Source organism: Gardnerella sp. KA00255 (assembly GCF_049244095.1).
In the GTDB taxonomy this organism is placed as follows: Bacteria; Actinomycetota; Actinomycetes; order Actinomycetales; family Bifidobacteriaceae; genus Bifidobacterium; species Bifidobacterium vaginale_F.
This window is the reverse complement of record NZ_CP058374.1, coordinates 184,114-210,975: the sequence shown is the minus strand read 5'-3', so window position 1 is coordinate 210,975 and position 26,862 is coordinate 184,114. Positions and strand designations below refer to the sequence as shown.

Annotated in this window: 20 protein-coding genes and 3 pseudogenes; 10 read left to right on the top strand and 13 right to left on the bottom strand. The window is 36.9% G+C overall.

Annotated elements, in window-relative coordinates; all coding sequences use genetic code 11:
- Positions 1–115 precede the first annotated feature (115 nt).
- The 11 genes and pseudogenes from HXT51_RS00850 to HXT51_RS00800 all read right to left on the bottom strand — a co-directional run bounded on the left by HXT51_RS00850 (position 116) and on the right by HXT51_RS00800 (position 12,934).
- Positions 116–2,566 (bottom strand): lysylphosphatidylglycerol synthase transmembrane domain-containing protein, encoded by a 2,451-nt coding sequence (locus HXT51_RS00850; protein ID WP_415705735.1) that lies wholly within the window; start codon positions 2,564–2,566, stop codon positions 116–118.
- A 123-nt stretch (positions 2,567–2,689) separates the two neighbouring features.
- Entirely contained in the window at positions 2,690–4,132 is a 1,443-nt protein-coding gene (purB, locus tag HXT51_RS00845) for an adenylosuccinate lyase (protein WP_421776548.1), read from the bottom strand.
- Positions 4,133–4,170: 38 nt separating this feature from the next.
- Positions 4,171–4,953 (bottom strand): annotated as a pseudogene (locus HXT51_RS00840) (alpha/beta hydrolase); the annotation flags it as partial.
- A gap of 434 nt (positions 4,954–5,387) precedes the next feature.
- Positions 5,388–5,765 (bottom strand): hypothetical protein, encoded by a 378-nt coding sequence (locus tag HXT51_RS00835; protein ID WP_421776547.1) that lies wholly within the window; start codon positions 5,763–5,765, stop codon positions 5,388–5,390.
- Positions 5,766–6,096: 331 nt separating this feature from the next.
- Positions 6,097–6,756 carry a DUF6466 family protein gene (locus HXT51_RS00830; protein ID WP_415705732.1) on the bottom strand — a complete coding sequence of 220 codons (660 nt, stop codon included), beginning with the start codon at positions 6,754–6,756 and terminating at the stop codon, positions 6,097–6,099.
- The gene (locus HXT51_RS00825) at positions 6,753–7,883 is read right to left on the bottom strand and encodes a vWA domain-containing protein (protein ID WP_421776787.1); all 1,131 of its coding nucleotides are present in this window, start codon (positions 7,881–7,883) and stop codon (positions 6,753–6,755) included. The genes HXT51_RS00830 and HXT51_RS00825 overlap by 4 nt, the downstream gene beginning before the upstream one ends.
- Before the next feature lie 71 nt (positions 7,884–7,954).
- Complete coding sequence (locus HXT51_RS00820; protein ID WP_258004165.1) at positions 7,955–9,199, bottom strand: vWA domain-containing protein; 1,245 nt, start codon at positions 9,197–9,199, stop codon at positions 7,955–7,957.
- Between the two features lie 42 nt (positions 9,200–9,241).
- A complete protein-coding gene (locus tag HXT51_RS00815; protein ID WP_415691979.1) occupies positions 9,242–9,796 on the bottom strand; it encodes a hypothetical protein in 555 nt (184 codons plus the stop codon).
- 158 nt (positions 9,797–9,954) lie between these two features.
- Entirely contained in the window at positions 9,955–11,028 is a 1,074-nt protein-coding gene (locus HXT51_RS00810) for a DUF58 domain-containing protein (RefSeq protein WP_415705729.1), read from the bottom strand.
- Positions 11,025–12,056, bottom strand: a complete 1,032-nt coding sequence (locus tag HXT51_RS00805) for an AAA family ATPase (RefSeq protein WP_415692199.1) — start codon at positions 12,054–12,056, stop codon at positions 11,025–11,027. The genes HXT51_RS00810 and HXT51_RS00805 overlap by 4 nt, the downstream gene beginning before the upstream one ends.
- Before the next feature lie 149 nt (positions 12,057–12,205).
- Positions 12,206–12,934 carry a uracil-DNA glycosylase gene (locus HXT51_RS00800; protein ID WP_103084219.1) on the bottom strand — a complete coding sequence of 243 codons (729 nt, stop codon included), beginning with the start codon at positions 12,932–12,934 and terminating at the stop codon, positions 12,206–12,208.
- A gap of 215 nt (positions 12,935–13,149) precedes the next feature.
- On the opposite strand from HXT51_RS00800, the gene HXT51_RS00795 reads away from it, so the two are divergent.
- The gene (locus tag HXT51_RS00795; protein WP_103084220.1) at positions 13,150–13,839 is read left to right on the top strand and encodes a LytR C-terminal domain-containing protein; all 690 of its coding nucleotides are present in this window, start codon (positions 13,150–13,152) and stop codon (positions 13,837–13,839) included.
- Positions 13,840–14,259: 420 nt separating this feature from the next.
- Positions 14,260–15,885, top strand: coding sequence for a chaperonin GroEL (groL, locus tag HXT51_RS00790; protein WP_415691975.1), 1,626 nt, complete (start codon positions 14,260–14,262; stop codon positions 15,883–15,885).
- A gap of 134 nt (positions 15,886–16,019) precedes the next feature.
- Here groL and HXT51_RS00785 read toward each other — a convergent pair whose 3' ends face one another.
- Entirely contained in the window at positions 16,020–16,310 is a 291-nt protein-coding gene (locus HXT51_RS00785; protein ID WP_103084222.1) for a WXG100 family type VII secretion target, read from the bottom strand.
- Positions 16,311–16,623: 313 nt separating this feature from the next.
- Here HXT51_RS00785 and HXT51_RS00780 point away from each other — a divergent pair, with 313 nt between their 5' ends.
- The 6 genes and pseudogenes from HXT51_RS00780 to HXT51_RS00755 all read left to right on the top strand — a co-directional run bounded on the left by HXT51_RS00780 (position 16,624) and on the right by HXT51_RS00755 (position 24,626).
- Positions 16,624–17,322, top strand: coding sequence for a hypothetical protein (locus tag HXT51_RS00780; RefSeq protein ID WP_421776546.1), 699 nt, complete (start codon positions 16,624–16,626; stop codon positions 17,320–17,322).
- A 116-nt stretch (positions 17,323–17,438) separates the two neighbouring features.
- Complete coding sequence (locus tag HXT51_RS00775) at positions 17,439–18,182, top strand: response regulator transcription factor (protein ID WP_103084223.1); 744 nt, start codon at positions 17,439–17,441, stop codon at positions 18,180–18,182.
- Positions 18,183–18,388: 206 nt separating this feature from the next.
- The gene (locus HXT51_RS00770; RefSeq protein WP_421776786.1) at positions 18,389–20,299 is read left to right on the top strand and encodes a sensor histidine kinase; all 1,911 of its coding nucleotides are present in this window, start codon (positions 18,389–18,391) and stop codon (positions 20,297–20,299) included.
- Between the two features lie 125 nt (positions 20,300–20,424).
- The gene (locus tag HXT51_RS00765; protein WP_103084224.1) at positions 20,425–20,814 is read left to right on the top strand and encodes a cold-shock protein; all 390 of its coding nucleotides are present in this window, start codon (positions 20,425–20,427) and stop codon (positions 20,812–20,814) included.
- A 3-nt stretch (positions 20,815–20,817) separates the two neighbouring features.
- A pseudogene (locus HXT51_RS00760) lies at positions 20,818–21,849 on the top strand (DUF3027 domain-containing protein); the annotation flags it as partial.
- Between the two features lie 74 nt (positions 21,850–21,923).
- The gene (locus tag HXT51_RS00755; RefSeq protein ID WP_421776545.1) at positions 21,924–24,626 is read left to right on the top strand and encodes an ATP-dependent Clp protease ATP-binding subunit; all 2,703 of its coding nucleotides are present in this window, start codon (positions 21,924–21,926) and stop codon (positions 24,624–24,626) included.
- A gap of 149 nt (positions 24,627–24,775) precedes the next feature.
- Here HXT51_RS00755 and HXT51_RS00750 read toward each other — a convergent pair.
- Positions 24,776–24,859: pseudogene (locus HXT51_RS00750) on the bottom strand (type IIL restriction-modification enzyme MmeI); the annotation flags it as partial.
- Positions 24,860–25,015: 156 nt separating this feature from the next.
- Here HXT51_RS00750 and HXT51_RS00745 point away from each other — a divergent pair.
- A complete protein-coding gene (locus tag HXT51_RS00745; protein WP_421776544.1) occupies positions 25,016–25,405 on the top strand; it encodes a hypothetical protein in 390 nt (129 codons plus the stop codon).
- Positions 25,406–25,973: 568 nt separating this feature from the next.
- Positions 25,974–26,804, top strand: a complete 831-nt coding sequence (locus tag HXT51_RS00740) for a DUF3800 domain-containing protein (RefSeq protein ID WP_421776543.1) — start codon at positions 25,974–25,976, stop codon at positions 26,802–26,804.
- Positions 26,805–26,862: the final 58 nt, after the last annotated feature.

Below are 26,862 nucleotides of genomic sequence, written 5' to 3'. Positions count from 1 at the left end.
TTAAAGTTTTTTTAGGATTTTTTCATATTTATAGATTTAAAAAACTTTTTCATATACGAAATCACTAAATATGCAATTATTCAAACGATATTAATCTATAAATCGACTGAAAATATTAAATATAATTATGCTTATTTAACCAATGCATAGACATTGCGCCTAATGGTATGCGCAACCAGTAAAACATCAATCTATAAAGCAATGTGGCAGATAACGCTATTGTTGGTGGAACTCCAACAGACGTAAAGGCAAATGTTAACGATGCTTCAACAGCTCCAAGACCTCCAGGTGTAGGAATAGCAGATCCTGCAGCATTTGCTATTAAGAACAGTAATATGGTTTCGAAAGGATTCGCGTAGTATCCGAAAGCAAGAAGTGAAATCCAATATCCCATTCCTACTGAAATAACTAATATAATTGCTCCAACAATTCCTCCAATAAGCTGACCGGGATGCGAAATCATCTCTTTTATTTGTAATCCATATGCAGAAATAATTGGCAAATATCTACGAGTTATTCTTTTACGAATAGGGGAGATAATCATACAAAGCGATACTACAAGGGTAGTTATTCCAATTACAGTCACAAACATATGTGTAGGAACCATACCTGAAAGCACGTTTCTACCCGTAAAGATTCCGATTATAAACATAACAGCAGCAGTTATAATTGCTTGAATCATCCATACAGCACTTGTAATTGCAGTAGAAGCAGTTGAATTATATCCTTGCTTTTTCAAAATTTGAAGATTTACGAATGCAGGTCCAACTCCAGCAGGCATTGAAACTACTGTAAAACCGGAAGCAGCCTGCGAGCAGAACAATACCCACGCCGAAGGCTTAGAATCATCCATGAACGAAGAAAGAGTAATTGCAGAACCAATCCAGGCAACCATACTACAAATAAAGCAAAGCACTACTAGAACTGGGTCAGCTAATCGCAAAGCTCTAATCAAGTCTTGAGGATGTAATTGCGTAATAATAACAGCAATAGCAACAATTGCTAAAACCAAGCTTACAAAGAATCGCAAATTAAATCTCGAAAGGCGTATAGTACTTGAATCTTCTTCATCTACTTCTTCTACTACAATCTTGCTTACTTTATTTCTCAATTCTTCAAGCATCTTTTTATTTACTGCAGGCAATGCGCGCGTAGAAGCAGGAATTGCTGCTTTTTGCATATAAGGCAATAATTCAGACAGAGTGTTACAACCCCAAGATTTAATAGCAGCTTCTACAGCATTATCGATTCCAATGCATGCAGAAATAAGAGTTAATAATTGAACTTTATCCAAAGCAATATTGTTCTTATCACTTGCAACATCACCATTATGCCATCCTGCAATAATAGGAGTTCCATTTTCTAATCGAGCTAAGGATTCTGGAGTAATACGCCTATGTGTGATTCCTCGACTATTTGCAATATCCAAATACCTCATGAATCTAGTAGCATCATCAACTGTCATAGTATTTAGATTGCATGGCGTAGGAGCGTTAGCAGCGTTAAAAACCATCATAGATGATTTTTCAAAATCAGTTACTCCATAAAAATTTGCAGTAGCTAATCTTAAATTACGTAAAGCCAAAAGCATAGAAAGATGATGATGAACAGAATGCCTTGCAGACAAATCCCTACGAGCAGGGACATCAACTAGACGAATCCACTGCCATAACTGGTTTATATATCCAGGCAAATGCACTTGATTGTCTAATACTGAAATCACATAACGATTTCCATGAATATCAATAGCATCATAAAGCCTAGAATTTTCAATCAAATCATCGTCAAGACTTGAACGAAGCATACCAGAATGATCTGCTTGCTGATTGCGCCTAGTGAGCTGCACTAAATTATCAATGCCTATGTTACTTAAAGCATCAACAATATCGTCACCCCAAGCACCTCTAGTTTGAGTGCCTTTAATAAAACGTATTAATGTACCAATCGTTCTACCAATACACCATGACGCTAAAACTCCCGCTAAAGGATGCCAAGATGTCATAACTAATATTGGAGATGCAACAATCAACGCATGCCAAGATATTTTAACAAAACGATTATCGCGTCTAGGTCCGCTTACAGTAAGAAAAGCAACTAAAACAGCATACATATCTGGTAATAATTCAAATGAATCACTACCTTGAAAATTTGAAATTGAACTAAGCGACGCGAATAACGATTGGTTTTTAAAAGATGCGAGCATATAAGAAATAGCCCAAACAGCAGGATACGTAAGCAACAACGTAAGAGTAGATAGTACAGTATCAAACCATTTTTTAGCATTAATCATTGATGCTAAAACTAGAGAGACAATTATTAATGTCAATCCTTGTTGTAATAAAGATGACGGTACGCCATTAATAATCCATATAATCATTTTTCCTGCACTGCGAGCGTCGTGTTCAACGCCCGCAGTAGTACCAGAAAGATACATTGCAAAGAAAATAACAATACAAGTAAGAACTAATGAAAATATAGAGTAAAGCAAATCTGCTAAATCTCTCACCCTTACAGGCTGAGTATCATTAATAACAACATCCTTATGGGAAATTACTTGCGTTTGCATAACCGTACCACTAATTTTTATGCGTATAACATCTGCTGTTCAACAAAGAGCAACGTTAAATTAATACTTGTTAAGTATTCTATAACATTTATCGCATAGGTTAGAAGTTCTAATTAAATATTCTCATTTAAGAAAATCTATTAATTTTGAAGCTAAACCTGTATAAGTTGCTGGCGTTAAAGAGCTTAGACGCTTAGCGGTTTCATCATCAAAATTACGAGAAGAAATAAAAGCTTCAACGTCTTCTTGAGTAATGTGATGTCCACGCATAAGCTCTTTAACTTGCTCATAAGGACGTTCCATTCCTTCAACTCCAGCAATTTCCTCAGCTCGCATTGCTGTTTGAATAGGCTCACCTAAAACTTCCCAATTATCGTCTAATTCTTTAGACATAAAATCTGCATTAGGGTGAATTGACTGCAATCCGCCAAACAAATTATTAAGTGCAAGAACTGCATAGCCAAACGCAGAACCAATATTCCTTTGTGTAGTTGAATCTGTTAAATCTCTTTGCCAACGGCTTTCAGTAAGAGTTGCGCAAAGAGTATCGAATAATGCGCATGAGATTTCAAGATTTGCTTCCGCATTTTCAAAGCGGATTGGATTGACTTTATGAGGCATAGTAGATGATCCTGTCGCGCCCTTAACAGGAACTTGTACAAATACTCCTCGAGATATGTACATCCATACATCAACAGCAAGATTATGCAAGATATGATTTATATGGCTCACAGTGCTATACAATTCAGCTTGCCAATCATGGCTTTCAATTTGTGTTGTCAAAGGATTGAAATCAAGTCCCATTCGATTTTCAACGAATTCTTTAGATACACTAATCCAATCAACTTCTGGGAATGCTGCAACATGAGCACCAAAAGTACCAGTGGCTCCATTAATTTTCCCAAGATATTCTTGAGCATTTAAATGCTTTTGCTGACGCTTTAATCTATAAGCGTACACAGCTAATTCTTTACCTAAAGTTGTTGGGGTAGCAGGCTGACCGTGCGTAAGCGAAAGAAGTGGCATATCTCTGTATTCTTGCGCTTTTTGAGTTAAATAATCAACTATTGAATCTAATTGCGGTCTATAAACATTCTTAACAGCATTCTTAACACATCTAGCAATAGAAAGATTGTTAATATCTTCACTAGTGCATGCAAAATGAACAAGAGTCTTAAGAGAGGAAAGCTGTGTTTTATGCCCAAGCTTTTCTTCTGCCTGATCTAAAGCATCATCAATATAGTATTCAACTGCTTTAACATCATGATGCGTAACAGCCTCGTGAGCAGCATGACGAGCAATACCATCTTTATCAAAGTTTTCTGGAATTGAACGCAAATATTCGCATTCTTCATCGCTTAAAGGATTAACACCCTTAACAATAGGCGTAAAGTTATTGGCATCATATCCGTTTGCTAAAAGAATCATCCATTCAACTTCTACGCGCATGCGTTCGCGATTCAAAGCAGGTTCGCTAAGGTATTCAACAAGACAAGATGTTTGAGAATGATAGCGTCCATCGAGTGGTGTAAGAGCAATAGCAGGAGAAATATCAGTAAGCTTCATAGTTTTACCTTACATCAAACTAGGAATTAGATTTATTCTTACTTGTTAACTGTGCCTTGCCAGAGTGTTGTACTTTCTAATTTTCCACTAACTATATTTTCAAAATGCTCTTCTTGACTACGAATTGCACGCGAACCTAAAGCCGAAGCATCTTCATAAGCAGCGCAATGATAATGTAAATCATGACTTAACGTACCTGATTCAGGAACTCCTTTTACTGTTGTTCCAGAAACGTTATACGAATCTTTAGATGATTTAGATTTTTTATTTCTTTTATCATCTTTATTTTTTTCATTACCATAATGAGTTGTTTTTGCGCTAATCGTCACCCAATTGTTTCTTGAAGGATTAGATTTTCCGTCAAGACTTGGCACAAGTTCATCATCCATTTCTACGCTTGTTACCCAAGTTTTTTTCGGGATAGGATGATTTGCTATAGGAGATCCTGCAGTTATAACATGCTGAATATTATATTCTTCTGAATAATCACTAGCTATGCTTGCTGCAACAATTCCTCCTTGAGAATGGCCAATAATTGCAACAGAATCATTCTTATTTATTCCAGCTTTACGCATTGCTTCTATTACCATACGAGTGCTATCTGCCTGAGTTCTTGAAATTTTATTTTCACTCATAACTTCAGCATTTTGCTCCCACCCAAAAGGAGAGTGAGGTTTGCCATCTGTCCCAGGTATTGTAACTAACCAAGATTTGCTTCCATCTGGTTTTCTGAAGCACTGTATAGCTACTGTTGCAGCTTCAGAATTGACAAGCGGAGGCTTTACGCCTATATTTCCATTGCTTAATTCTGTAATATTTGTAAAAGCTTCTCCTATTGTTTGACCTTTTTTAGGCAATATATTCTTATATGACTTTTTTGGAATATTGACTTTAGTTACAGTTAACTTATTTCCTTGCCATAGATTATTAATTCTTGAAGATATGGAACTTAATCCTCCAGAAACTCTTGCTAACGGAGAATTAAGATTAGAAAATCCAAATGAAAACTTTCCATTTTTAAATAATGACTTAGTTTTTTGGATAGAATTCAGCCAGCGCAAAGGTAATCCCGTTATTGGATTAATAATAAAATGTTGCGAAAGTCCTTTAATAAGACCTTGTTGCAATGGCGCAGTATCGTGAGACCATTTTGCAAAATTTCGCATATTACTATTTGGAGTTGTTGAATCTTTAAAAATAGATATTCCAGCATAAACAAATATTGGGATAGCTGTTGCCGGAGCAAAAGTAAAACCTAAAGAAACAACATTGTCAAAAGCTGTTTAGAGGCTCTTTCTGCTTCAGAATATAAACTATTCGCGCGAGAAAGAAGAACACTTAATTCAAATAACTTCTCAGAAAAACGCTTACATTCTTTCGAATTCATCTCACATTGATCATAAGTTAAAGAAGTTGTTAATGAATTATTCGTATTGCATAATGGACCTTCACAAGAATTCTTAGCTAGGGAATTAGCCATGATTCTACTAGCAGCTTGCATCCATTGAGAACTTAAAGAATCAAATTCTTGAGAAAGCTTATGCAACTGATTGCAACAAGAACGATACTCGCTCTCTTGCGAAACAGATAGCTTTGTGCCACCACTTATACTTGATTGAACTTTCCAAACCATTATGCGCTCCAATATGAGTGCGATATCGATAATGCTTCTCTGGCAACATTCTGCAAATCATTTTTGTATAAGGTTGCCGCTTTTCCAGTCCAATCACTTAATTCATGCGAACGTACAAGTGATAGCAAATCTAATGCACAAATGTATGTACTGCGTTTAAGTGACGCGAATTCATCATAAGTATTGTTAAACATACATGTATTACACATAATAAATGCATAAAAGTCACGTATTTTCTTCTAATGTGGTCAGAAGTTGTTTATGGCTATATGATGCGAATTCCAATCTATTTTTTAGATTTTTTAAAAAATTTTCACTATTTTATTTTAAATTACCAAGGCTTATTAGGGTTGTCTGACTTAGATATGCTTCCTTTAGATTTATTTAAATCAATGTTCTTATTTGACTTAGAATCATTGTCATAATTTTCATATTGATGATTCGAATGATTATTTTGTTTCAAAAGATCTTCTACTTTATTCTTTTGAGCACTATTAAGTTCAGGCTTATTTTCATTAGAAGCATCACTATTAGACTTACCAGATTTATTAGTAGAGTCTGATTTAGGATTATTGCTTGTGTTAATTTTATTTTGATCAACGCTATTCTTATCAGATTTATTCATAGCGTCTTCCTGATTTATACGATTAGTTAATTGTTTTGTAAATGCTCTAGAAATAGCTGCATTTCTCTCAATATTTTTCTTAATATGAGGTAAAAGAAAATCACTATTAGAGTTAGCGTCGTCAAATTGAGCATCGGTTTGTTGTTGCTGAATCTTAAGCATATGCAAATCTAAATCTATCTTATTTAAAGATTTAACATTTTCGACTAACTTATGCGTTGCTTCATTATATGCTATTTCAGAACGTATATTTACAATCACAGCAAAGATAGCAGCGAGCGCTAAAATCGCAAGAATAACAGCACTGATACGCATTAACATGCGCGATACTAACAAGGAATTACTTGAAGGTTTTTTAAGTCTCATATCAACTTCCTAGATGTCAAAAGCCATACTGATAATTCCCATAACATTACAAAAGATAATACTAAAGCAAATGGCCATACAATCGGTTCAGGACGTAATCTAGGTTTAAAAGTCTTACTATCACGCCATTGTTTAGACATAATACTCTTAGCTTCATTCCCAATTTCTTGACTATATTTAGCGTGTATAAAGCCTCCGCTTAGCTCATCTGCAATATTTTTCATATTTTTGTCATCAGTTTTTGAAATTCCTGGATTTCCTGTTGAAGGATCGATAACCCAAGAACTGGAAGACTTAGAAGAAGCTGAACTAGAATCGGAAGAAGAATCATCAGCAGAATCAGAAGTATCGCTATTATCTGAATCTTCTAAAGTATCTTTAGAAACAGGTATTTTTCCACCTTCTTTTGATCCTACTGTAATAACGAAAGCATGATTTATATATGCTCTTAAAGATGAGAAAGTACGACGTTTGCGAGCTGTTGTTTCTTCACCATCGCTAATAAGATACAAGACATTAACATCTTCAGGATGAGAATCGCGAATAGCTTTTGCTGTAAGCAGAGTTTGATCAATTGGAGCATCTAAACTTGTTCCTGAAGAAATCCCCGTAGGCTCTGTTTGAACAGTATTAACCCAATTTTCTATTGCATTAGCATCAGGCGTTAAAGGCACATCTACTGATGTTGACGTTCCAAAACGTATTCCAGCAAAACTTGCATTAGGGTATGATTTTGTGACTTTATTTATAATCAGCTTTGCTGTTTGAATTCGCTCTATATTTTTATAACTTGCGTAACCAGCATCTTTTACTTTCATAGATCCTGTAACATCTAATACGAATAATACGTTTGTTGCACTTAAAGATCTATGAATTGTATTTCGCATTACGCAAGGGCATAACACGCATATTGAAAGTAAGATACAAATAACAAATCTTCTAATGCGCATGCCAACTGTTTCGTTAGTAAGATTCGATTTTGTGAAACTGATTTTATAACGCGAAATTCCTTTTAAATTGTTATTTTTCAAAATCTTTAAATCAAAATATATAAATTCTTTTAAAGCAAAAAGCAATATAACAGTTAAAAGGATTGATGCAAAAATCCACCCGAAAATAGGTTTCAATATTATTTGCCCAGATGAAAAATTCTCGTATGCTACTGCATTAAATGACGTTTTCGCAATTGATAGAAGTGTCATCGTTTCATACTCCTTGCAATTGTTAGCCAAACAATAAAGCATAAAATCGTAAGCAAAATCCATAAATCAGGATCATCACTTAAAGCTGACTGATTGTTTTTATTCGCAAAAATACCTCTTGTTTGTTCAATTTTACGAACAAGACTTAATACGGAATCGTTGTTTCTTGTTAAGAACGTTCCTCCATGAGTTTCAATAAGATTCTTCATGCTCAAAGTAGTGTCGTTGTTTTCGTTTTCAGTAGAACCTGAATATAATCCGTCAACAGTTATATGAGCTTGTTTAGTTAAATCTAACGCTTGTTGCAACGTGTAAGTAGGCTTTCCAGAAACAACATTATCTGTTGCTAATACTATAGACGCATTCCTATGGAATCTGTTAGCTGTTTTATGACCATTGTTTGTAGATCCGTAGATAAAACCTGGAATCATTGCAGCACAACTGACTAATCCATCACCAATTAGCGATGTAGATTCCTTGCGATTTTGAGTACCATCTAACCAGTCAGAAATCTGTTGATATTGACGCTGTTGCATTTTATCAATGCTACTTTGAGTTTGAACTCCATTTAAAAGTTTAGACGCGTATGAAAGTTGCTTTTTAACTAATTCGTAATCATCTGTTAAAGGGAAAACGGTTCTAGAAGTCGAATTAAAAATACTTAAACCTATTCTTTCACCTTGAAAATGCTCTACAAAACTTAAGTATGATTGCAAAACCTCTTGATCATATGGCAACGTAGAGCCGGAAACATCTAAGCATAAAACAATATCTCTAGTGCTTGCTTGCTCGTGAGCATCTGAAATTTTTGATGGTCTTGCAAATAATCCTAAAGCGCTTATCAAAGATAAAACTAATAAAATTGTTGCTGTTCTGCGTAGAATAATCCACTTTCTCCACAATCTACTTGCTATTGTTCCCTGTAAGTCATCATCAATACTAAAAGTGTATAAAGTGCTAATATTTTCAATATTCTTTTTACTACTCTTACTTTTTTTACTACTCTTATTCGAATTATCAGAAGAAGAAGCGTTTTCTACAAATTTATTTTTTCTTTTACTATTAAGACTATTTTCTTGATTAAGTATTAAGGATTCCCAAATTTTTCTACGCTTTTTTTGTATAACGAAATCATAAATAAAAACAAATAGAAGAATGCAAACTGATACAAACATTCCAATTAAGAAAAGAAATGGCCATTGCCACTGCCAAGGCCATATCATTTGCCAGCTTCCATTCATAAAATTTAGCCCCTTTAAACTTAAAGCATATTAACTTATATACTAATTTGTTTTCTTACTCTTAGAACTCTTAGCGTTTTTATTATTGTTAGACCAACCTTCGAGAAGAGAAAGAACCCATTGCGCGGCATCATCAACACTTGTCTCTTTAGCTTGAGAATTCATAGTTAAATCAGCAAATTCAGGAGGATACAATGCTGTAATAGTTTGTCTTAACTTATCTGCACCAATCTTATTATTTAATTTATTTCTTAAAGAACTTATTTCACTCAAAGTACAAGTAGTAATATTTTTGCCAGTTAAAGCCGATACGTATTTTCTTGCAACAGACGCAAGTTTCGCACAAGCTTGATCATGAGAAAGAGCCCCGGAATGATAATCTTCAACAATTGACTCGATTTTCTTTCTCCACTCTTGTTTACGTGCACTAGTTTTATGAGCCGGATTCAATGAGTTAGAAGCATCTTCTATTTTCTTTACTCGCAACGAAATGTAAATTATGAACGCTGAAATACATAGAGCGATTAAAGCTCCTAAAATAATTCCTACAAAAAGTATATTGTCGTGAAGCTGCGGCTGAATACTTGATATATCCATGGAACCTCCTGACTTATGCACAAAATTATTTTTGTACTCCATTATCAATCCAATTATCACATTACTTCTACTTAAGCAAATCTCATTTTAAGATTTTTCTATATATTGTGTATTAAGCTGTCAGAATTTCTCTCATCGCTATAAAACCTATACCTTTGTTAAATAGCCTTAGTTTTTGAAGTATACGAAAATGCGCGAGACATAATATGCGCCGAATTACGAAGCATTGATTCACTTGAATTTGCATTTATAAGTGTAGCTTTCATGTTTGTTAATACATCATCAAGAGCATTCTTACGGAAAGCATGACGCGAAGCAATTTCTTTTTTAACAATATCGTCCATAAAAAATGCGGGAATCTGTTTTAATGTAACTCCATCAACAACTCTAGCGTTTAAACTCGAATCACAAGGATTTATAGTTTCAATATTTACTACAACAAGCGCTTGATTAAGAGATATTTTTTGCAGATCCTCCAATTGAGAAGCTTTAAAAGAATCATTATCTACTATTAGCACAATAAGACCGCGCTTATTACGAATATTCCTAATGAACTTAATTAATGAATCACTATTCTGCTTATTTCTTCTATAACGCAAAAAAGCACTATCAATAATTCTTTCACAATCAGGAACTGTGTGAGATTGAGGCATTGAATTAACACAATCTCCATCAACCATAACTAATTGCACAGTATCATTTCGCTTCATACTTAAAGAAGCGAACAAGCATATTGCATTAGAAGCAACCTCATAAGCGAATTCTCCAGAAGCGCAAGAAGCATTCATAGAAATACTAGCATCGCAAATAATCCACGTATTAGAAGACATACAACGTTCTCTAGCAGAAACCATAGGTTGGCCAACTCTAGCGCTCGCAGACCAATTCATCATTCTCGCTTCATCGCCAGGCTGCCAAGAATGGATATCTAGAATATCTCCATTACCATAACGGTCATGAGAAGGATGCTCACCTTCTAACAAGCCTAAAGTTGTTCTAGCAACTGGAAGAGTTATTCTATGATCAAGAATTTCTATCTTTTTACGAACCAATCTCGATTTACTAGATAATCGAATACGCTTGCTCGTTGGCGTTAAAAGCATAGAACTTGCAACGTCTTTAAGCACATTGAAATTCTTCTTAGGCTTAGAAACCTTACGTGCAGAATCCTTAGACTTGGAATCCTTACGCACAGAATCCTTAATTGAACGATTCATAAATGAATCAATCATGGTACAGGAACCGTTTCCACAATAGCGTCAATAATCTGATCGCTTGTAATAGAGCCTGCTAATGCTTCAAAAGTTAGAAGAATACGATGTCGCAAAACTTCATGTACAAACATTTTTACATCTTCAGGAATCACATAATCTCGTCCAGAAAGCAAAGCGTGAGCCTGAGCAATACGAATTAAAGCAATAGATGCACGAGGGCTAGCTCCCATTCTCACAAGTGATGGGAGAGTTGAAAGTGGATGCTTTCCTTCTCCGCGAGAAGTGGCAACAAGATCAACTGCATATTCCATAATCGCTTTAGATACATGAATACGACGAGAAGCAGCACGCAAGAAAATCACATCTCGCAAACTGATCTGTTGATTGCTCAATGAAGCAATATCAATCACATCAGATCCACGCTCAGTAAGCATAGTTAACATGCGAACTTCTTCTTCAGCGCTAGGATATGTCATAATCGCTTTCATCATAAAGCGATCCATTTGCGCTTCAGGAAGATTAAAAGTACCTTCTTCTTCAATAGGATTTTGCGTAGCAATTACCATAAACGGATAAGGCAATTCAATACGCTCTCCGCCAATAGTTGTAGCTCCTTCTGCCATAGCTTCCAACATTGCAGATTGAGTTTTTGCATTTGAACGGTTAATTTCGTCAAGCAAAACAATATTCGCATGAATAGGACCAATTTGCGTAGTAAAACGTTGAGATGCAAAATCAAAAACCTGAGTTCCAACTAAATCTGCAGGCATTAAATCAGGAGTGCATTGTACACGCTTAAAAGTTCCAGACATCGCAGTTGCAAGAGTTTGTGCTGCTGTAGTTTTAGCCAAACCTGGAACAGATTCAATTAGTATATGACCACCTGCAACAAGCGTTAAAATCAAAGATTCACGAAGTTCATTTTGCCCAACAAGAGTACGAGTAAATCTAGAACGCAAGATATTTGCAATCTGTTGTGCACGTCTTATATCTTCAGCTGAAACACCATCTTTAGATGAAATTTGTGATTGATCATCATCTTTTATAGATGAATCAACATAGTTTTTTACGCCATTCAATTGTGAATTCAAAGGCGACGCTTTTTTGCGTGGTTCTGGAGGGAATAATGACATGAGTTCTATGGTAACCGATATCTTGTATCTCTTTAAAAAAATTCAATAAATGGCGATTCTTTTTACATAGTCCCTTGAATTGGCGAAGAAGGTAAAGACCAATTAATAGGATCCACCCCATATGCAATTAATGCCTCATTAGCTCTAGAAAATGGGTGAGAGCCAAAAAATCCACGCGTTGCAGAAAGAGGACTTGGGTGAGCAGATTCTATAAGAGTCGCATTGGTTAATAGGGGAGCAAGACTCTGAGCGTTTCGTCCCCATAGTATCGCTACTAACGGCAAAGGCTTCCCGTTTTCATCAACTCTATTATTTAAAACACGTATAGCGGCTTCAGTTATTTCTTCCCAACCTTTTCCCTGATGACTGTTTGGAAGTCCTGCTTCTACGGTTAAGCATCTGTTTAGAAGCATCACACCTTGCTTAGTCCATGGAGTTAAATCACCGTTAACTGGCATTGGAACATGCAAATCATCAACCAATTCTTTGTATATATTTATTAGACTTTTAGGTAATGGATGCACATTTGCTTCAGTGCTAAAACTCAATCCAACAGGATGACCAGGCGTAGGGTAGGGATCTTGGCCAACTATAAGAACTTTTATGCTTCTAAGCGGTATATTAAATGCTCTTAGAATATTGCGCGATTCTGGAAGTATACGATGACCTTGGTGAATTTGTTCACGCAAAAAATCACCCATAGCACGAATATGTGCTTCCTCGGGTTGCATAGCTTTAGCCCAATCAGATTCCATAAGTTCATTTAACGGCTTAATTTGCGCAATAGTCATATTAACAACATTATGACAAGCCGGTGAAAATATGATACATAATTTAGTTTTTAATTAAAAAATTATGAAATATATTCTTTTATCATTATTTAATTTTCAATTATTGTTTAAGACTCCTAAATAATAAATAAAATACACAAAATATCATATTTGGGAGCGGTATTAGGTAATATTAGGTTCATATTACTGAGTAGATTTCTTGGAGGGATGCCATTATGGCACGAAACAGCCAGAATTATGCGTCATACACGCCAGATGATTTTGACAATCCACCAGAAGGTCCTGTTGGAGTTCATAGAGGCAATCGAGCATGGTATTCAGTGTTATTCCCTTACTTTATGGTAATCGTAATAGCAGCAGTTTTTGGCTTTGGCGTATGGGCCACACTTTCCGGAAATCTTTCAAATATCATGACTTCATTTAGCGGAAAACAAACTCAAAATTATGCAAGCAAGTCTTCAAACAAGACTGAGTCTAAGGATAATTCTGATGTTGATGGCGAAGATGAAGATGATGATTTTGGATTAAATAAAGATTCAAAAGATAGCAACAAAGATAACACTGACAGCAATTCAGGTAAAGATTCAAAAGACAATAAGGATACTTCTTCTAACTCTTCTGAAAATAATTCTCAGGCCGTTAATAAAGATGTAGTAGTAAAAGTTATTAATGCCACGAAAATTAACGGATATGCTGCTTCTAATGCCGACAAACTTAAAAAAGCTGGATACACTAATGTAACCGCTTCGAATCCTACTGGGAATATTCCAAGCAATTCTGTTGTTTGGTATAAAGACGATTCTAATAAAGCAACAGCAGAAGATATCGCGAAAACAATGGGTATTAGTGCTGTAGAGTCTGAGAGTGATATAAGTTCTGCAATTGTTGTAGTTCTTTGTAAATGATTTTCTTAAATATTTTTAATTAATCTTATTTAGATTTATTAAAAATTAAAGAAATCTAGTTAAAACTTATGGGCGCAAGTTAGCTTTGCGCCCATTTTTATAAGATATGGTCAAATAAGTGTGATTGCTTTATCTATAAAATTCTTTATCTATAGAATTGCTTTATCTATAGTTGTTAATATCTCTAAAATAAAAATGATGCTTATCAAATAATTATTGAGCGAAAATATTGAATAATTTTAAAAAGAATCGCCTTAGAAGTACTTTATATAAAGAATTTTTCTATAAAAGTTGGCACTCAAGCCTCGAGAGTGCTAATCTTCAGATTAGCACTTAAAGGTTGTGAGTGATAATAAACAGCTGACGGTTAGTTATCCCACGCTATAAGTGAGTATTTCATAATAAAGATCTGGAGGAATTATGGCAAAGATTATTGCCTACCAGGAAGACGCCCGTCAGGGTATGCTCGCCGGTTTGGATAAGCTTGCAGACACTGTTAAAGTTACACTTGGCCCAAAGGGTCGCAACGTTGTATTAGATAAAACTTACGGTGCACCAACTATCACAAATGATGGCGTTTCTATCGCTAAGGAAATCGATCTTGAAGATCCATACGAGCGTATTGGCGCCGAACTCGTTAAGGAAGTCGCTAAGAAGACTGATGACGTTGCAGGTGACGGTACTACAACTGCTACTGTTTTGGCACAGTCTTTGGTGCATGAAGGTTTGAAGAATGTTGTTGCAGGAAGCAACCCAATCGCTCTTCGCCGCGGCATCGAAAAAGCTGCTGAAGCAATCGTCAAGGAATTGCTTGCTTCTGCAAAGGATGTTGAGACCAAGGAACAGATTGCTGCTACTGCTACGATTTCTGCAGCTGATCCTGAAGTTGGCGAAAAGATCGCTGAAGCTTTGGATAAGGTCGGCCAGGATGGTGTTGTTACTGTTGAAGATAACAACAAGTTTGGTCTTGACTTGGACTTCACTGAAGGCATGCGCTTTGATAAGGGCTATATTTCCCCTTACTTCGTCACTAACGCAGAAGATCAGACTGCTGTTCTTGAAGACCCATACATTTTGCTCACTTCTGGCAAGGTTTCAAGCCAGCAAGATATCGTCCACATCGCTGAACTCGTTATGAAGTCCGGCAAGCCATTGCTTATTATTGCTGAAGATGTTGATGGCGAAGCATTGCCAACACTTGTTTTGAACAAGATTCGTGGCACTTTCAATACTGTTGCTGTTAAGGCTCCAGGATTCGGCGATCGTCGTAAGGCTATGCTCCAGGATATGGCTATTTTGACCGGCGCACAGGTTGTTTCTGACGACCTCGGCTTGAAGCTTGATTCAATCGACGCTTCTGTTTTCGGCCATGCAGCTAAGGTGATTGTTTCTAAGGATGAAACAACTATCGTTTCCGGTGCTGGCTCTAAGGAAGATGTTGATGCTCGCGTGGCTCAGATTCGCGCTGAAATTGAGAACACTGATTCTGATTACGATCGCGAAAAGTTGCAAGAGCGTCTTGCTAAGCTCGCTGGCGGTGTTGCTGTTATTAAGGTTGGCGCTGCTACTGAAGTTGAAGCTAAGGAACGTAAGCATCGCATTGAAGATGCAGTTCGTAATGCTAAGGCTGCTATCGAGGAAGGTTTGCTTCCAGGCGGTGGCGTAGCTTTGGTTCAGGCTGCTGCAAAGATTGAAAAGACTCCTGAGATTACAGAGCTCAAGGGTGAAGAAGCCACAGGCGCTGCAATCGTGTTCCGCGCTGTAGAAGCTCCAATCAAGCAGATTGCTCAGAACTCTGGCGTTTCTGGAGATGTTGTACTTAACAAGGTGCGCGAACTTCCAGAAGGCGAAGGCTTCAATGCTGCAACCAACACTTATGAAGATTTGATGGCTGCTGGTGTTACTGACCCAGTTAAGGTGACTCGTTCTGCTCTACAGAATGCAGCTTCTATTGCTGGCTTGTTCTTAACAACTGAAGCTGTTGTTGCAAACAAGCCTGAAAAGGCAGCTGCTGCACCACAGGCCGGCGCTGACATGGGATACTAAACAGAGTTATAAGTTTTTAACTTAAAGTTCGTTTAAGATAAAACCATTAATTAGCAAAATAAAACACGGAGACGTTAAGCAATTATAACGCATCCGTGTTTTATTTTTAGCATGTAATATTCATGTTTTAGTTATTAATTATGGAACAATGCTGCTGCTTGAGTCTCAGCATCAAGGTAGACATTAGATGCCTGTTGCATTGCAAGTTGAATTGCTTGCAATGATTGTTCCATTTGTTGCTGAGCAGCACGCCATTGCTGAGCAGTAGAAGCGAATTGAACTGATGCAGATCCAGTCCAAACACTTTGCAATTGTTGCAAATTAGCATACATTCCATTAACTGCATCTCGAATAGCTTGAACAGATGTTCCTACTGCTCCAGCTGCTTGTTGTATACGATCCGAATCAACTTGAAATTGTGCCATATTTTTCCCCAACCTATTCTCGTAATTTATTAAATTGTTATAATTAGTGTTTACAAATATTAATAGTCATAAACGCAATTTCGTCATAAAACAACATTATTAAATGTTTAAAATACGACGCGATACACGTATATGACGTATTAACACTGTATTATGAAATCTATTGCATTAAGCAATAAATTACCAATGTTTTTGTCCATTGTGGTCAGAAGTTTTTTTTTAAGCACAAAAGCTTAGAAAAACGCGTGTAGGCGGTTATTTTATGCATATAAAAAAGATGAAAAAAATGCGCGCGGCGTGTTCTTTTATCATTATGGCAATTCTGACATGCCTTCTATCAGTATTTCCTTACAGCAATTATGCAAATACACAATTGTTTACTTCCAATGCTTATGCTGTAGATTCAAGTAAAGATGGAAATAAAAATCCAAACCATTCGCTTAACAATATTGTTGCCACAGATTCAATTACAGATACAGAAAACTTATTAGGAGATTCAATATCAAAAGTTTCTGATGCGATTATTCAGACTAAAAAGCAAACAGGAGTTTCTGTGAGATTGCTTTATATATCTACTTTTGGAAACTCTCAAGATCCTTCAAAATGGGCAAGTGATGTACTTATAAGCACTAATCCAGCTCCAAACACCTTGCTATTGGCTGTAGCAAGTCATGATGGTCGATTAGTAGTAGCAGTTTCGCCTAATTCAGATGAATGGCTTAAACGCAAAACAACAGTAGACACAATATCTGACGCTGCATCAAATGCATTAATGAACGATTCAGGTCCAGATTGGTCAGGATCAGCTTTAGCTATGATGAAGCAAATTGTTCTTTCAAAGCAAACTTCCACTACAACATCGGCGAGCATAATATCTACCGTTGTTATGCTTGTTATACTATTTTCAATCGCGACAATAATTGTTCTAGCTATTAAACGTAAAAATAAGTTAGCAAATGAAATTAAATCCGGAAAACGAAAGCCTCGAAGACGACACGCACAACATCTTTAATATGGAATAAGGTTAGTTGAAGAAATACTAGTTAAAGTTGTAAATAATCATATTTTTTAATATGCTTATTTTTCAGCAGCTGTTAAAAACATATAGTAAAAGTAAAGATAAATATTATGGGTAAGAATGTAGAAGCATCTATTGTTGTTGTCGATGATGAACCGTCAATTCGCGAACTTCTTGTAGCATCACTGCACTTCGCTGGTTTTGACGTTAACACTGCTGCATCTGGTTCTGAAGCTGTTGATGTTATTGAACGAGTAAAACCAGATCTTATTGTTATGGATGTCATGTTACCAGATATTGATGGATTTACTGTAACAAGAAGAATTAGGCAAAATGGCATCACCGTACCAGTGTTATTCCTCACTGCACGCGACGACATGCAAGACAAGATTATGGGACTTACTGTTGGCGGAGACGATTATGTCACTAAGCCATTTAGCCTAGAAGAAGTTGTGGCTCGCATTCGCGCTATTCTACGCCGAACTAATAGTCACGAAGAAAGCGACAGCTCTATTTTGCGAGTAGCAGATTTGGAAATTAATGAGAATTCTCATGACGTTTCTAGAGCTGGAACGCCTATTGAACTAAGTCCTACTGAATACAAGCTTCTACATTATTTGATGGAAAACGAAGGAAGAGTTCTTTCCAAAAATCAAATTCTTAATCACGTTTGGCAATATGACTGGGGCGGAGACGCTGCGATCGTAGAATCATATATTTCATATTTGCGCAAGAAAATCGATGGAATTGAAACAGAAGATTTATCAGGTAAATATTGCAAAGTAGTCCCATTAATTGAAACTAAACGCGGAATTGGTTATATGATTCGCGAACCAAAAGCGGGACAAAACTAATAAATTTCACGTATGAGGTGCTTGTAGCTATGAAAGTTACTGAATCACTGAATAATCATGACGCAAATTCTATGTCTCAAAACTCACTAGAAATGTCTCAAGACGTTAAAAGTGCAGAATATGAATCGTCATATGAAGAACATTCTGAAAATCAGAAAGATATAGATAGCGCTAAAAATAATAGCGATAAAAATAGCTATAACGGCATCGATAACAGTAGCCATAAAGTAAATGAAGATAACAAAGAAAACAAAGATAACAAAGATAAAAAATCTAAGCAATTAGTCAAATATAATAATGTGGCTGAAAATTCTTCAGAAAAACCAAAGAAAATTGGTTGGATTCGTCGTTTCATGCGCAAGCGCGTAGATTCTATACCTCTCAGCACTAAACTACTTGCATGCACTTTTGTTGTTCTTACTGTAGCAGCATTTGGAATTTCACTTTCAATTCGACAACTCGTAGAAAATTATCTTATTGAAAAAACCGATACTCAGCTAACTGATCAGGCACAGCTTATTTATGACAACATTGACTTATTGCGTAGTAAGGATGGACGTCAATCAACAGTTGGCCCTAACGATTACTTCCTGCAAGTTAGAGATATTGACAACAAAATTCTTTCAACTCCACTTGTCCCACCTCTTAAGGGAGATATAACATCTATTCCAACTCTTCCTGAAGATGGTAGTTTAGACGGGGTTTCTCCAAATAAGCCTTTTACTACTCCTGCACAAGTTAAGGGAAATCTTAAAAATGTGAGCTCAGCAACTGTGAAAACAGCTTCTGCTCCATGGCGTGTACTAGTTCTTAAATGGGGAAGAAACACTAGCGAATACAGTAGCGATACTAAACATGGATACGTTTATATAGCATTGTCTTTAAGCGACCAGATAGACACTATTAATACGCTTACACAATATTGCCTTATGGTTAGTATTACAGTAATTTTATTCGGCGTATTTATGTCAACTATTATTATTCAATCAACGCTTAAGCCGTTAAAGAGAATCGAAAAAACCGCATCTAAAATTGCTTCTGGAGATTTAAGCAAACGTGTTCAATCAGCTCCCGAGAATACGGAAATAGGATCTTTAGCTGCATCATTAAATTCAATGCTTTCAAGAATTGAAAGAGGATTTAACGAGCAAGAGCTTATGACAGAAAAAATGAAGCGATTCGTTTCAGATGCTAGCCACGAATTAAGAACGCCTTTAGCAATTATTCACGGCTATGTAGAGCTTTACGAAATGTGGAGAAAAGTGCCAGGCTCGGACGACAAAGTTGATGATGCTATTGTTCATATTAAATCTTCTACAGAGCGAATGACCGATTTAGTTGAAGACTTGTTATCTTTAGCAAGATTTGATGAAGGTCGTGGAATAGATATTTCGCAACAAGTTAATGTTTCATCTATTATTACTGATGCTGCAAACGACTTGCACGCGTTGGATCCTATTCGCGATGTTAAATTGGGTAGTTTAGAACTCCTAGATTACTGGAAAACACATGATTCCAACAGCGTAAAATGCGAGCATAAGATTGTTTTTAGGCCTGGAAACATGCCTAAAGTTACACTGCTAGCAGATGGAGCAAGATTACAACAAGTTATGACGAATATTGTTGGAAACATACATCGTTATACTCCTATTGATTCGCCTGTTGAAATTGGAATAAGCATTATGAATGCTTCAATCGAACCAGATTCTTTGGCTCGCATGGATTCTGTTTCTGGCTCTCTTAAAGAATTCATTGAAGCTGTGGAAGTTAGTCAATCAACTGGAAGCGGCGTGTCTTATGCGGTTATACGCGTAATAGACCACGGAAAAGGCGTGCCTGAAGAATCATTGCCACACATTTTTGAACGATTCTATAGTGCTGATCCTTCTAGGGCAAGAGAAAAAGGTGGAACAGGACTGGGAATGGCTATTGTTCAATCAGTTGTTAAAGCACATCATGGTTTTATTTGCGCTTCAACATCTGCTCCATATGCTAAAAACGCAGATAACATTGTTGAGAATATTGACGATACAATGGATGGAAAGAATAAATTAGATTTATCGGATGCACATGGTTTAACACTTACTATTGTGCTTCCTGTAAAAGTGAGTGAATGAAAAAATAACTATTATGTGCCCATAATTTTATGATGCGCTACAATAGAACGGGTGTGCATTTATCAGATTGATTATGCGCAAACTTTTACATTAATAACTATGTCATTGATTGAGTGAGGTGTGTTATGCCCAATGGGCGTATTCGTTGGTACGATACACAAAAGGGCTACGGCTTTATTGCCAGTGATGATGGCAAGGACGTTTTCCTACCATCTACCGCTGTACCAGCTGATGTGAAAACTCTTCGCAAAGGAACTCGCGTAGAATTTTCAGTAGTAGAAGGTCGTAAAGGCCCACAAGCAATGGGTTTGACTGTATTAGCATCTGCACCATCATTGGTAAAGGCTACTAGACCTAAAGCAGAAGATATGGCAGCTATTGTAGAAGATTTAATTAAGCTTCTTGATTCTGCAGGAAATGGATTACGCAGAAAGCACTACCCATCAACGGCTGAAAGTAAAAAACTTGCTACATTGCTTAGAGCTGTAGCAGATAATTTTGACGTGCAGGATTAATTTATGTCAGTTGACGTATTAAATCCGCAGGATTTGGCTTACAAAAATGCTGTGGAAACTTCAGAACGTGATGATGCAGTTGGAGATTTTGTAACTGCTATAGATCTTGGCGACAATGTTACAGATTATCGCTTTGAATGCACTATGCGCGGTTACGAAGGATGGCAATGGTCTGTCACGTTATACCATGACGAAGAAGCAGAGCGTTGGACCATTAATGAATCTACGCTTGTGCCTACGGAGGATTCATTATTACCTCCAGTTTGGATTCCTTGGAAAGACAGATTAAAGCCATCTGATCTTTCTGTTACTGATTCTATTGGTACAGAAGAAAACGATTCGCGTCTTGAAAATGGTGTATCTGAAGTTGAGGATAAATCTGAAGTTGAGGATAAATCTGAAGTTGAGGATAAATCAGAGAATTCTGACTCAGAGGCTTCAGAAAATAATGTAACTTCTGAAAACACCGATGCTGCTGATGCTAATGCTAATGAAGCTAACGAGGCTTATAAAGCAAATGAAGCTGCTAAATCTAGCGAAGAATCTAAAGAATCTGAAGAATCTGAATCTAGTGAATCTTACGAATCTAATGAAGATTTCGAAGACGCAGTAGAAGCATTTCATCTTTCGCGAAGAAAGGTAATGACTGCTGAAGCAATAGCACAGACAGCAAAACGTTGGTATTCAGGGCAACATGGGCCTAAATCATTATCGACTAGAATTGCAGAAGGTAATGCTTGTTCAACATGCGGATTTATGATTCCACTTGCAGGTGCTCTTGGAAATATGTTCGGAGTATGCGCAAACGCTTGGAGTCCTGACGACGGCAAGGTTGTTTCTCTTGATCATGGATGCGGAGAACATTCAGATATTGAACCTCCTGAACCATCTCAGATATGGATTCAATCAGAACCAGCTTATGACGATTATCATATTGATGTTATAGAGCAATCTCCTCGTGAAGAACGTGCTGATGTTGAACTAATTGAAGAAGCTATTGAAGATAGTAAAGAAAATAAGCGTAAAAAACGCAAAACATCATCAAAACGTTAGTAATGAGTCATGGCAAGTCGTTACGATGGAACGAACGATAGTAATGAAAGGCAATTATGTTTGAACGTTTCACTGACCGCGCTAGACGCGTAATTGTGTTAGCGCAAGAGGAAGCTCGCTCACTTCAGCATAATTACATTGGCACTGAGCATATTTTGCTTGGACTTATTCGCGAAGGCGAAGGCATAGCAGCTAAAGCGTTAAGTGCAAAAGGTGTAGAACTTGATGGCACACGTAAACAAGTTGAGGAAATGATTGGCAAGGGGACTGTGTCTCCTAATGGCCATATACCTTTTACACCGCATGCTAAGCAAGTATTAGAGCTGAGCTTACGCGAAGCATTGCAATTAGGCCATAGCTATATTGGCACTGAGCATATTTTGCTTGGACTTATTCGCGAAGGCGAAGGCATAGGAACACAAGTTCTTATCAAAATGGAAGTTGATCTTAATGACCTTCGCGGAACAACAATGGATTTGATTCGCGGAAATTCAGGAATACCATCTGAAAGTGGTAAGAATGATTTAGCTAATGCAGGTGGGGTACAAGATAAAACAAATCAAACTGGTTCTGCTCTTCTTGACCAGTTTGGAAGAAATCTCACTGTTGAAGCTTCTGAAGGTAGGCTTGATCCTGTTATTGGTCGTTCGCGTGAAATAGAACGAGTTATGGTGGTTCTTTCTCGTAGAACAAAAAACAATCCTGTTCTTATAGGAGACCCAGGCGTAGGCAAAACAGCTGTAGTTGAAGGATTAGCTCAAAAAATCGTTGCAGGAGATGTTCCTGAAACATTAAAAAATAAGCAAGTATATTCTCTCGACTTAGGCTCCATGATTGCAGGTTCCAGATATCGCGGTGATTTCGAGGAACGCTTAAAGAAAGTACTTAAAGAAATCAAAACTAGGGGAGACATCGTTCTTTTCATAGATGAGATTCACACTATTGTTGGTGCAGGATCTGCAGATGGTGCTTTAGGCGCTTCTGATATGTTAAAGCCAATGCTTGCGCGTGGAGAACTACAAACGATTGGCGCTACGACAACTGAGGAATATCGCAAATACATTGAAAAAGATGCTGCTTTAGAGCGTCGTTTCCAGCCAATTCAGGTTCATGAGCCTACTATTGCTGAAGCGATTGAGATTCTTAAAGGTCTGCGCGAGCGTTATGAAAATCACCATCATGTAACTATTACAGATGATGCTTTGCAGGCTGCAGCTGAAATGTCTGCGCGATATATTCAAGATCGTCATTTACCAGATAAGGCTATTGATCTTATAGATGAAGCTGGAGCACGTTTACGCATTAAGCGTTTAACTGAACCGCCTGAGCTGAAAGAACTTGATAATAAGATTGCTAAACTTTCTGCGAAGAAAGATGAAGCTATTAAGAATCAAGATTTTGAGAACGCTGCTGATTTGCGAGATGAACAAGAAAAGTTAGAAGAAGATCGCAAGACTAAAGAAAAAGCTTGGCGCGAAGGCGAATCAAACGTGAATATGGTTGTGGATGAAGATGTTATAGCATCTGTTGTCTCAAGCACAACTGGCATTCCTGTTGTTAAGCTCACTCAAGCTGAGTCCAAAAAGCTTCTCAACATGGAATCAGAACTCCATAAGCGTATTATTGGACAAGATGAGGCTGTTTCAGCTCTATCTCGTTCTATTCGCCGTGCTCGAGTAGGTTTGAAGGATCCAAATCGTCCTGCTGGTTCGTTTATCTTCGCTGGTCCTACTGGAGTTGGTAAAACAGAACTTGCTAAGACTTTAGCCCAATTCTTGTTCGATGACGAAAATGCTTTAATTCGCGTTGACATGTCTGAATTTGCTGAAAAGTATGCTGCTTCGCGTCTTTTCGGTGCTCCTCCAGGATACGTTGGATATGAAGAAGGCGGCGAATTAACTGAGAAAGTTCGCAGAAAGCCATTCTCTGTTGTGTTATTCGATGAAATCGAAAAGGCTCATCCAGATATCTTCAATACGCTTTTACAAGTGCTTGATGATGGTCATTTGACCGATGGACAGGGCCGTAAGGTTGATTTCAAGAATACTATTATTATCTTGACAACTAATCTTGGAACTAGAGATATAGCTAAAGCTGCTACTACTGGATTCACATTAAGTAATAATGACGATTCTACGTATCAGCGCATGAAGCTTCAGGTTAATTCCGAATTAAAGAAGCATTTCCGTCCAGAGTTTCTTAACAGACTTGATGACACTATTGTTTTCAGGCAGCTTACTGAATCTGAAGTTCGTAAGATTGTTGACTTAGATTTGGAAAGCCTTAACGATAGATTATTCGATCATCACATGTCTATTGAGCTCACTGATAACGCTAAGACTTTACTTACTCAAAAGGGATTTGATCCACTTCTTGGAGCTCGTCCTTTGCGTAGAGTTATACAGCGCGATATTGAGGATTCAATCTCTGAGCAGATTCTGCGCGGAAATCTTGTTGACGGAGAGCGCATAGTAGTTGATTCTGAAGGCGAAGGATTGCTAGGGGAATTCACTATTAAAGGCGAAAAGTTCGAGACGATTGATACAGCTGTAGCTAGTAATCCAGCTAAGGATACTAATGGAGCTGATTCGTCTGAAGCTGTTGATTCGTCTTCGGGTTCTTCTTCGCTGGAGTCTTCGGATTCGTCTTCGCTGGATTCGTCTAAACCTGTTGATTTGTCTGAAGCTACTGAAGATAGTAAATCAGAAGATAATAAATCTGAGGATAGCGCAGATAAAGAAGATAACAGCAAAGAATAAGTAAAGCTACGCAATAGCTAAACATGCACACACTAAAAGCCCGGCGCGCAAACCCGTCGGGCTTTTCTATTGGTTTTTCTACTGTGATTTTATATTGTGCTTTTCTACTGGTTTTTATATCTCAATTTTAGTCATATCTAACTCGTCGCGAGCTCCTCGTGAGCTTTTCGCAAATCTTGAGGCATGCACATTGGATCATACAAGTCTGATAGAGATTGGCCTGGGTGATTCGCGCTTTTCCCCTTGATTTAGCGTTGTTCAACGAAGGTTATCGTTAAACGATTTAGCGCGCACGACTTTAAGCTGTGTTCCTATAGTACTTGAGTGTAATCATTGACGACTAGTAAACGAATACATATTATATAAATAACACTTAGGAGGGCATGAATATGAAAAAAGTAATTTGTAAATTCTCATCCTCGGCTTTAATTATGATGCTATTGCTGAGTTTTTGCGTTTCATTAGCAGGTTGTGGTAGTTCATCGAAAGTTGCAGGAACTTGGTATAAATATAATCCAGATCACGACTATGCAAATCCTGAGCGTATTTTAAAAATAAAAGATGACGGTACATACATGTATACGAATAATGACGGCACATTTTCTGGAAGTTGGAAGCTCAGTGATTCTGTAATTACATTTACTGCGGATTCTTCTAAATTTACTTCTTCTGGTGTTTTCTCAGATACGCACGACAACAAAAAAGGGAACTTCATAACAGTAAGCATAGATCCAGGTAAAAAGGATACTGTCGGCGAATTCGTTTTTGAACGACAATGATTTTATCCTTCGTATTTTTATTCTCCTATAGAATATATAATTCTTACAAATATTGAGCAATTTGCAGATTTTACTTGACTTTTTACATGCTTTTTCCATTGTGGGTGCAACTATATGCGTGCTCAGCAGTAGTGCACTACGTTAGTGCGCTATATTCATCAGCTTAGCTTTACGCACCTTGGATCCGCTTACCCGTATATAGCGCAACCACACAATTGCGATAAATATGCTTGAAGATTCACAATTTAACTGCGTATTGTTTCAGAAGAATGAATATGCTAGAGGGCCACACAAAACTGGTGACCCTCTGCTAACAGCAATCAACACTTCCTATAGTGAAGTGAGCTTGTCGTATATATAAGTATATACAAATTTTGATGTTTTTACAAATTTTATAACTATGTGTTGTATTAATAGTTTTTTAATATAAAACATGCTATAAACACAATTATTAAATAACTAGAAGAATATATTCGCAATATTTTAGTACGAATATGAAGTTGTTTTTAATATTGCTACTATTTTATGCAACAATTTGTAGTAAATATAGCAGTAATTTATATGAGTTATGCACATTATTTTTTCTAACTTGATGGTTGAAATACTAATGTGCGATAATAATTACATGTTAACTGCTTATATTGATGAATCTCATTCGCCTGTAGATAGAAAAATTGGCGGAGATATATATTATATTGGTGCGTTAATTGTTGACGAGCAGCAAAAAGAATTTATAGAACAGGAGCTTGCAAAATTAAAAGAAAGCGTTATAAAAAAATTTAATGTTCCAAGTAATGTTGAATTTCATGGTCATTGCATGTTCCAGTTCAAGGATGATTGGGAATGCATGAGTGGACTATATGCGCAATCCACTGGTATTTATAAATCTGCAATGCGTATCTTGGCAAAATCATGCGCAAAAGTTATTATTCGCGGTGTTGCTGCTACTGAATTAAAACAACGATATAAAGAACATGCTCATACACCTCACGATGTTGCACTTCAATATTGTCTCGAGCGAGTTAATTTTATTGCTGAATTATATAAAACTGATATAACTATTGTCGCTGATAAAGTGGCTGATCCTGAGGCACATGAAGGCCGCATTAAGCAATACCAAAAGAATGGAAATACAGAGGGTTTTTATGATTCAAATCTTTCTCATATTGTGATGCCATTCCATTGGGAAGACTCAAGACAATACTTTGGATTACAAATGATCGATATTGCATTATTTATCGCTTCACGCGCTGCAATGATTGATAAATCATTGGAATCATCTCAACTTTCTCGCGGAGATAAAGCAGTATTAAAAACTGCTCATATAATTGATGATATTATTTGTAACAGTGGTGTATATTTCCCAATGAAGCATCGTATACAAAACGACATTTTTTAAGGTAGATATGTTAGCATTGGGACACACAAAACTGGTGACCCTTTGCTAACAGCAATCA

What these genes read in the sequence shown, in the direction of transcription:
- HXT51_RS00850 (WP_415705735.1), bottom strand. Translation starts at nt 2,566, where the DNA reads ATGCAAACGCAAGTAATTTCCCATAAGGATGTTGTTATTAATGATACT.
- purB (WP_421776548.1), bottom strand. Translation starts at nt 4,132, where the DNA reads ATGAAGCTTACTGATATTTCTCCTGCTATTGCTCTTACACCACTCGAT.
- HXT51_RS00835 (WP_421776547.1), bottom strand. Translation starts at nt 5,765, where the DNA reads ATGGTTTGGAAAGTTCAATCAAGTATAAGTGGTGGCACAAAGCTATCT.
- HXT51_RS00830 (WP_415705732.1), bottom strand. Translation starts at nt 6,756, where the DNA reads ATGAGACTTAAAAAACCTTCAAGTAATTCCTTGTTAGTATCGCGCATG.
- HXT51_RS00820 (WP_258004165.1), bottom strand. Translation starts at nt 9,199, where the DNA reads ATGAATGGAAGCTGGCAAATGATATGGCCTTGGCAGTGGCAATGGCCA.
- HXT51_RS00815 (WP_415691979.1), bottom strand. Translation starts at nt 9,796, where the DNA reads ATGGATATATCAAGTATTCAGCCGCAGCTTCACGACAATATACTTTTT.
- HXT51_RS00810 (WP_415705729.1), bottom strand. Translation starts at nt 11,028, where the DNA reads ATGATTGATTCATTTATGAATCGTTCAATTAAGGATTCTGTGCGTAAG.
- HXT51_RS00800 (WP_103084219.1), bottom strand. Translation starts at nt 12,934, where the DNA reads ATGACTATTGCGCAAATTAAGCCGTTAAATGAACTTATGGAATCTGAT.
- HXT51_RS00795 (WP_103084220.1), top strand. Translation starts at nt 13,150, where the DNA reads ATGGCACGAAACAGCCAGAATTATGCGTCATACACGCCAGATGATTTT.
- groL (WP_415691975.1), top strand. Translation starts at nt 14,260, where the DNA reads ATGGCAAAGATTATTGCCTACCAGGAAGACGCCCGTCAGGGTATGCTC.
- HXT51_RS00785 (WP_103084222.1), bottom strand. Translation starts at nt 16,310, where the DNA reads ATGGCACAATTTCAAGTTGATTCGGATCGTATACAACAAGCAGCTGGA.
- HXT51_RS00780 (WP_421776546.1), top strand. Translation starts at nt 16,624, where the DNA reads ATGGCAATTCTGACATGCCTTCTATCAGTATTTCCTTACAGCAATTAT.
- HXT51_RS00775 (WP_103084223.1), top strand. Translation starts at nt 17,439, where the DNA reads ATGGGTAAGAATGTAGAAGCATCTATTGTTGTTGTCGATGATGAACCG.
- HXT51_RS00765 (WP_103084224.1), top strand. Translation starts at nt 20,425, where the DNA reads ATGCCCAATGGGCGTATTCGTTGGTACGATACACAAAAGGGCTACGGC.
- HXT51_RS00755 (WP_421776545.1), top strand. Translation starts at nt 21,924, where the DNA reads ATGTTTGAACGTTTCACTGACCGCGCTAGACGCGTAATTGTGTTAGCG.
- HXT51_RS00745 (WP_421776544.1), top strand. Translation starts at nt 25,016, where the DNA reads ATGAAAAAAGTAATTTGTAAATTCTCATCCTCGGCTTTAATTATGATG.
- HXT51_RS00740 (WP_421776543.1), top strand. Translation starts at nt 25,974, where the DNA reads ATGCACATTATTTTTTCTAACTTGATGGTTGAAATACTAATGTGCGAT.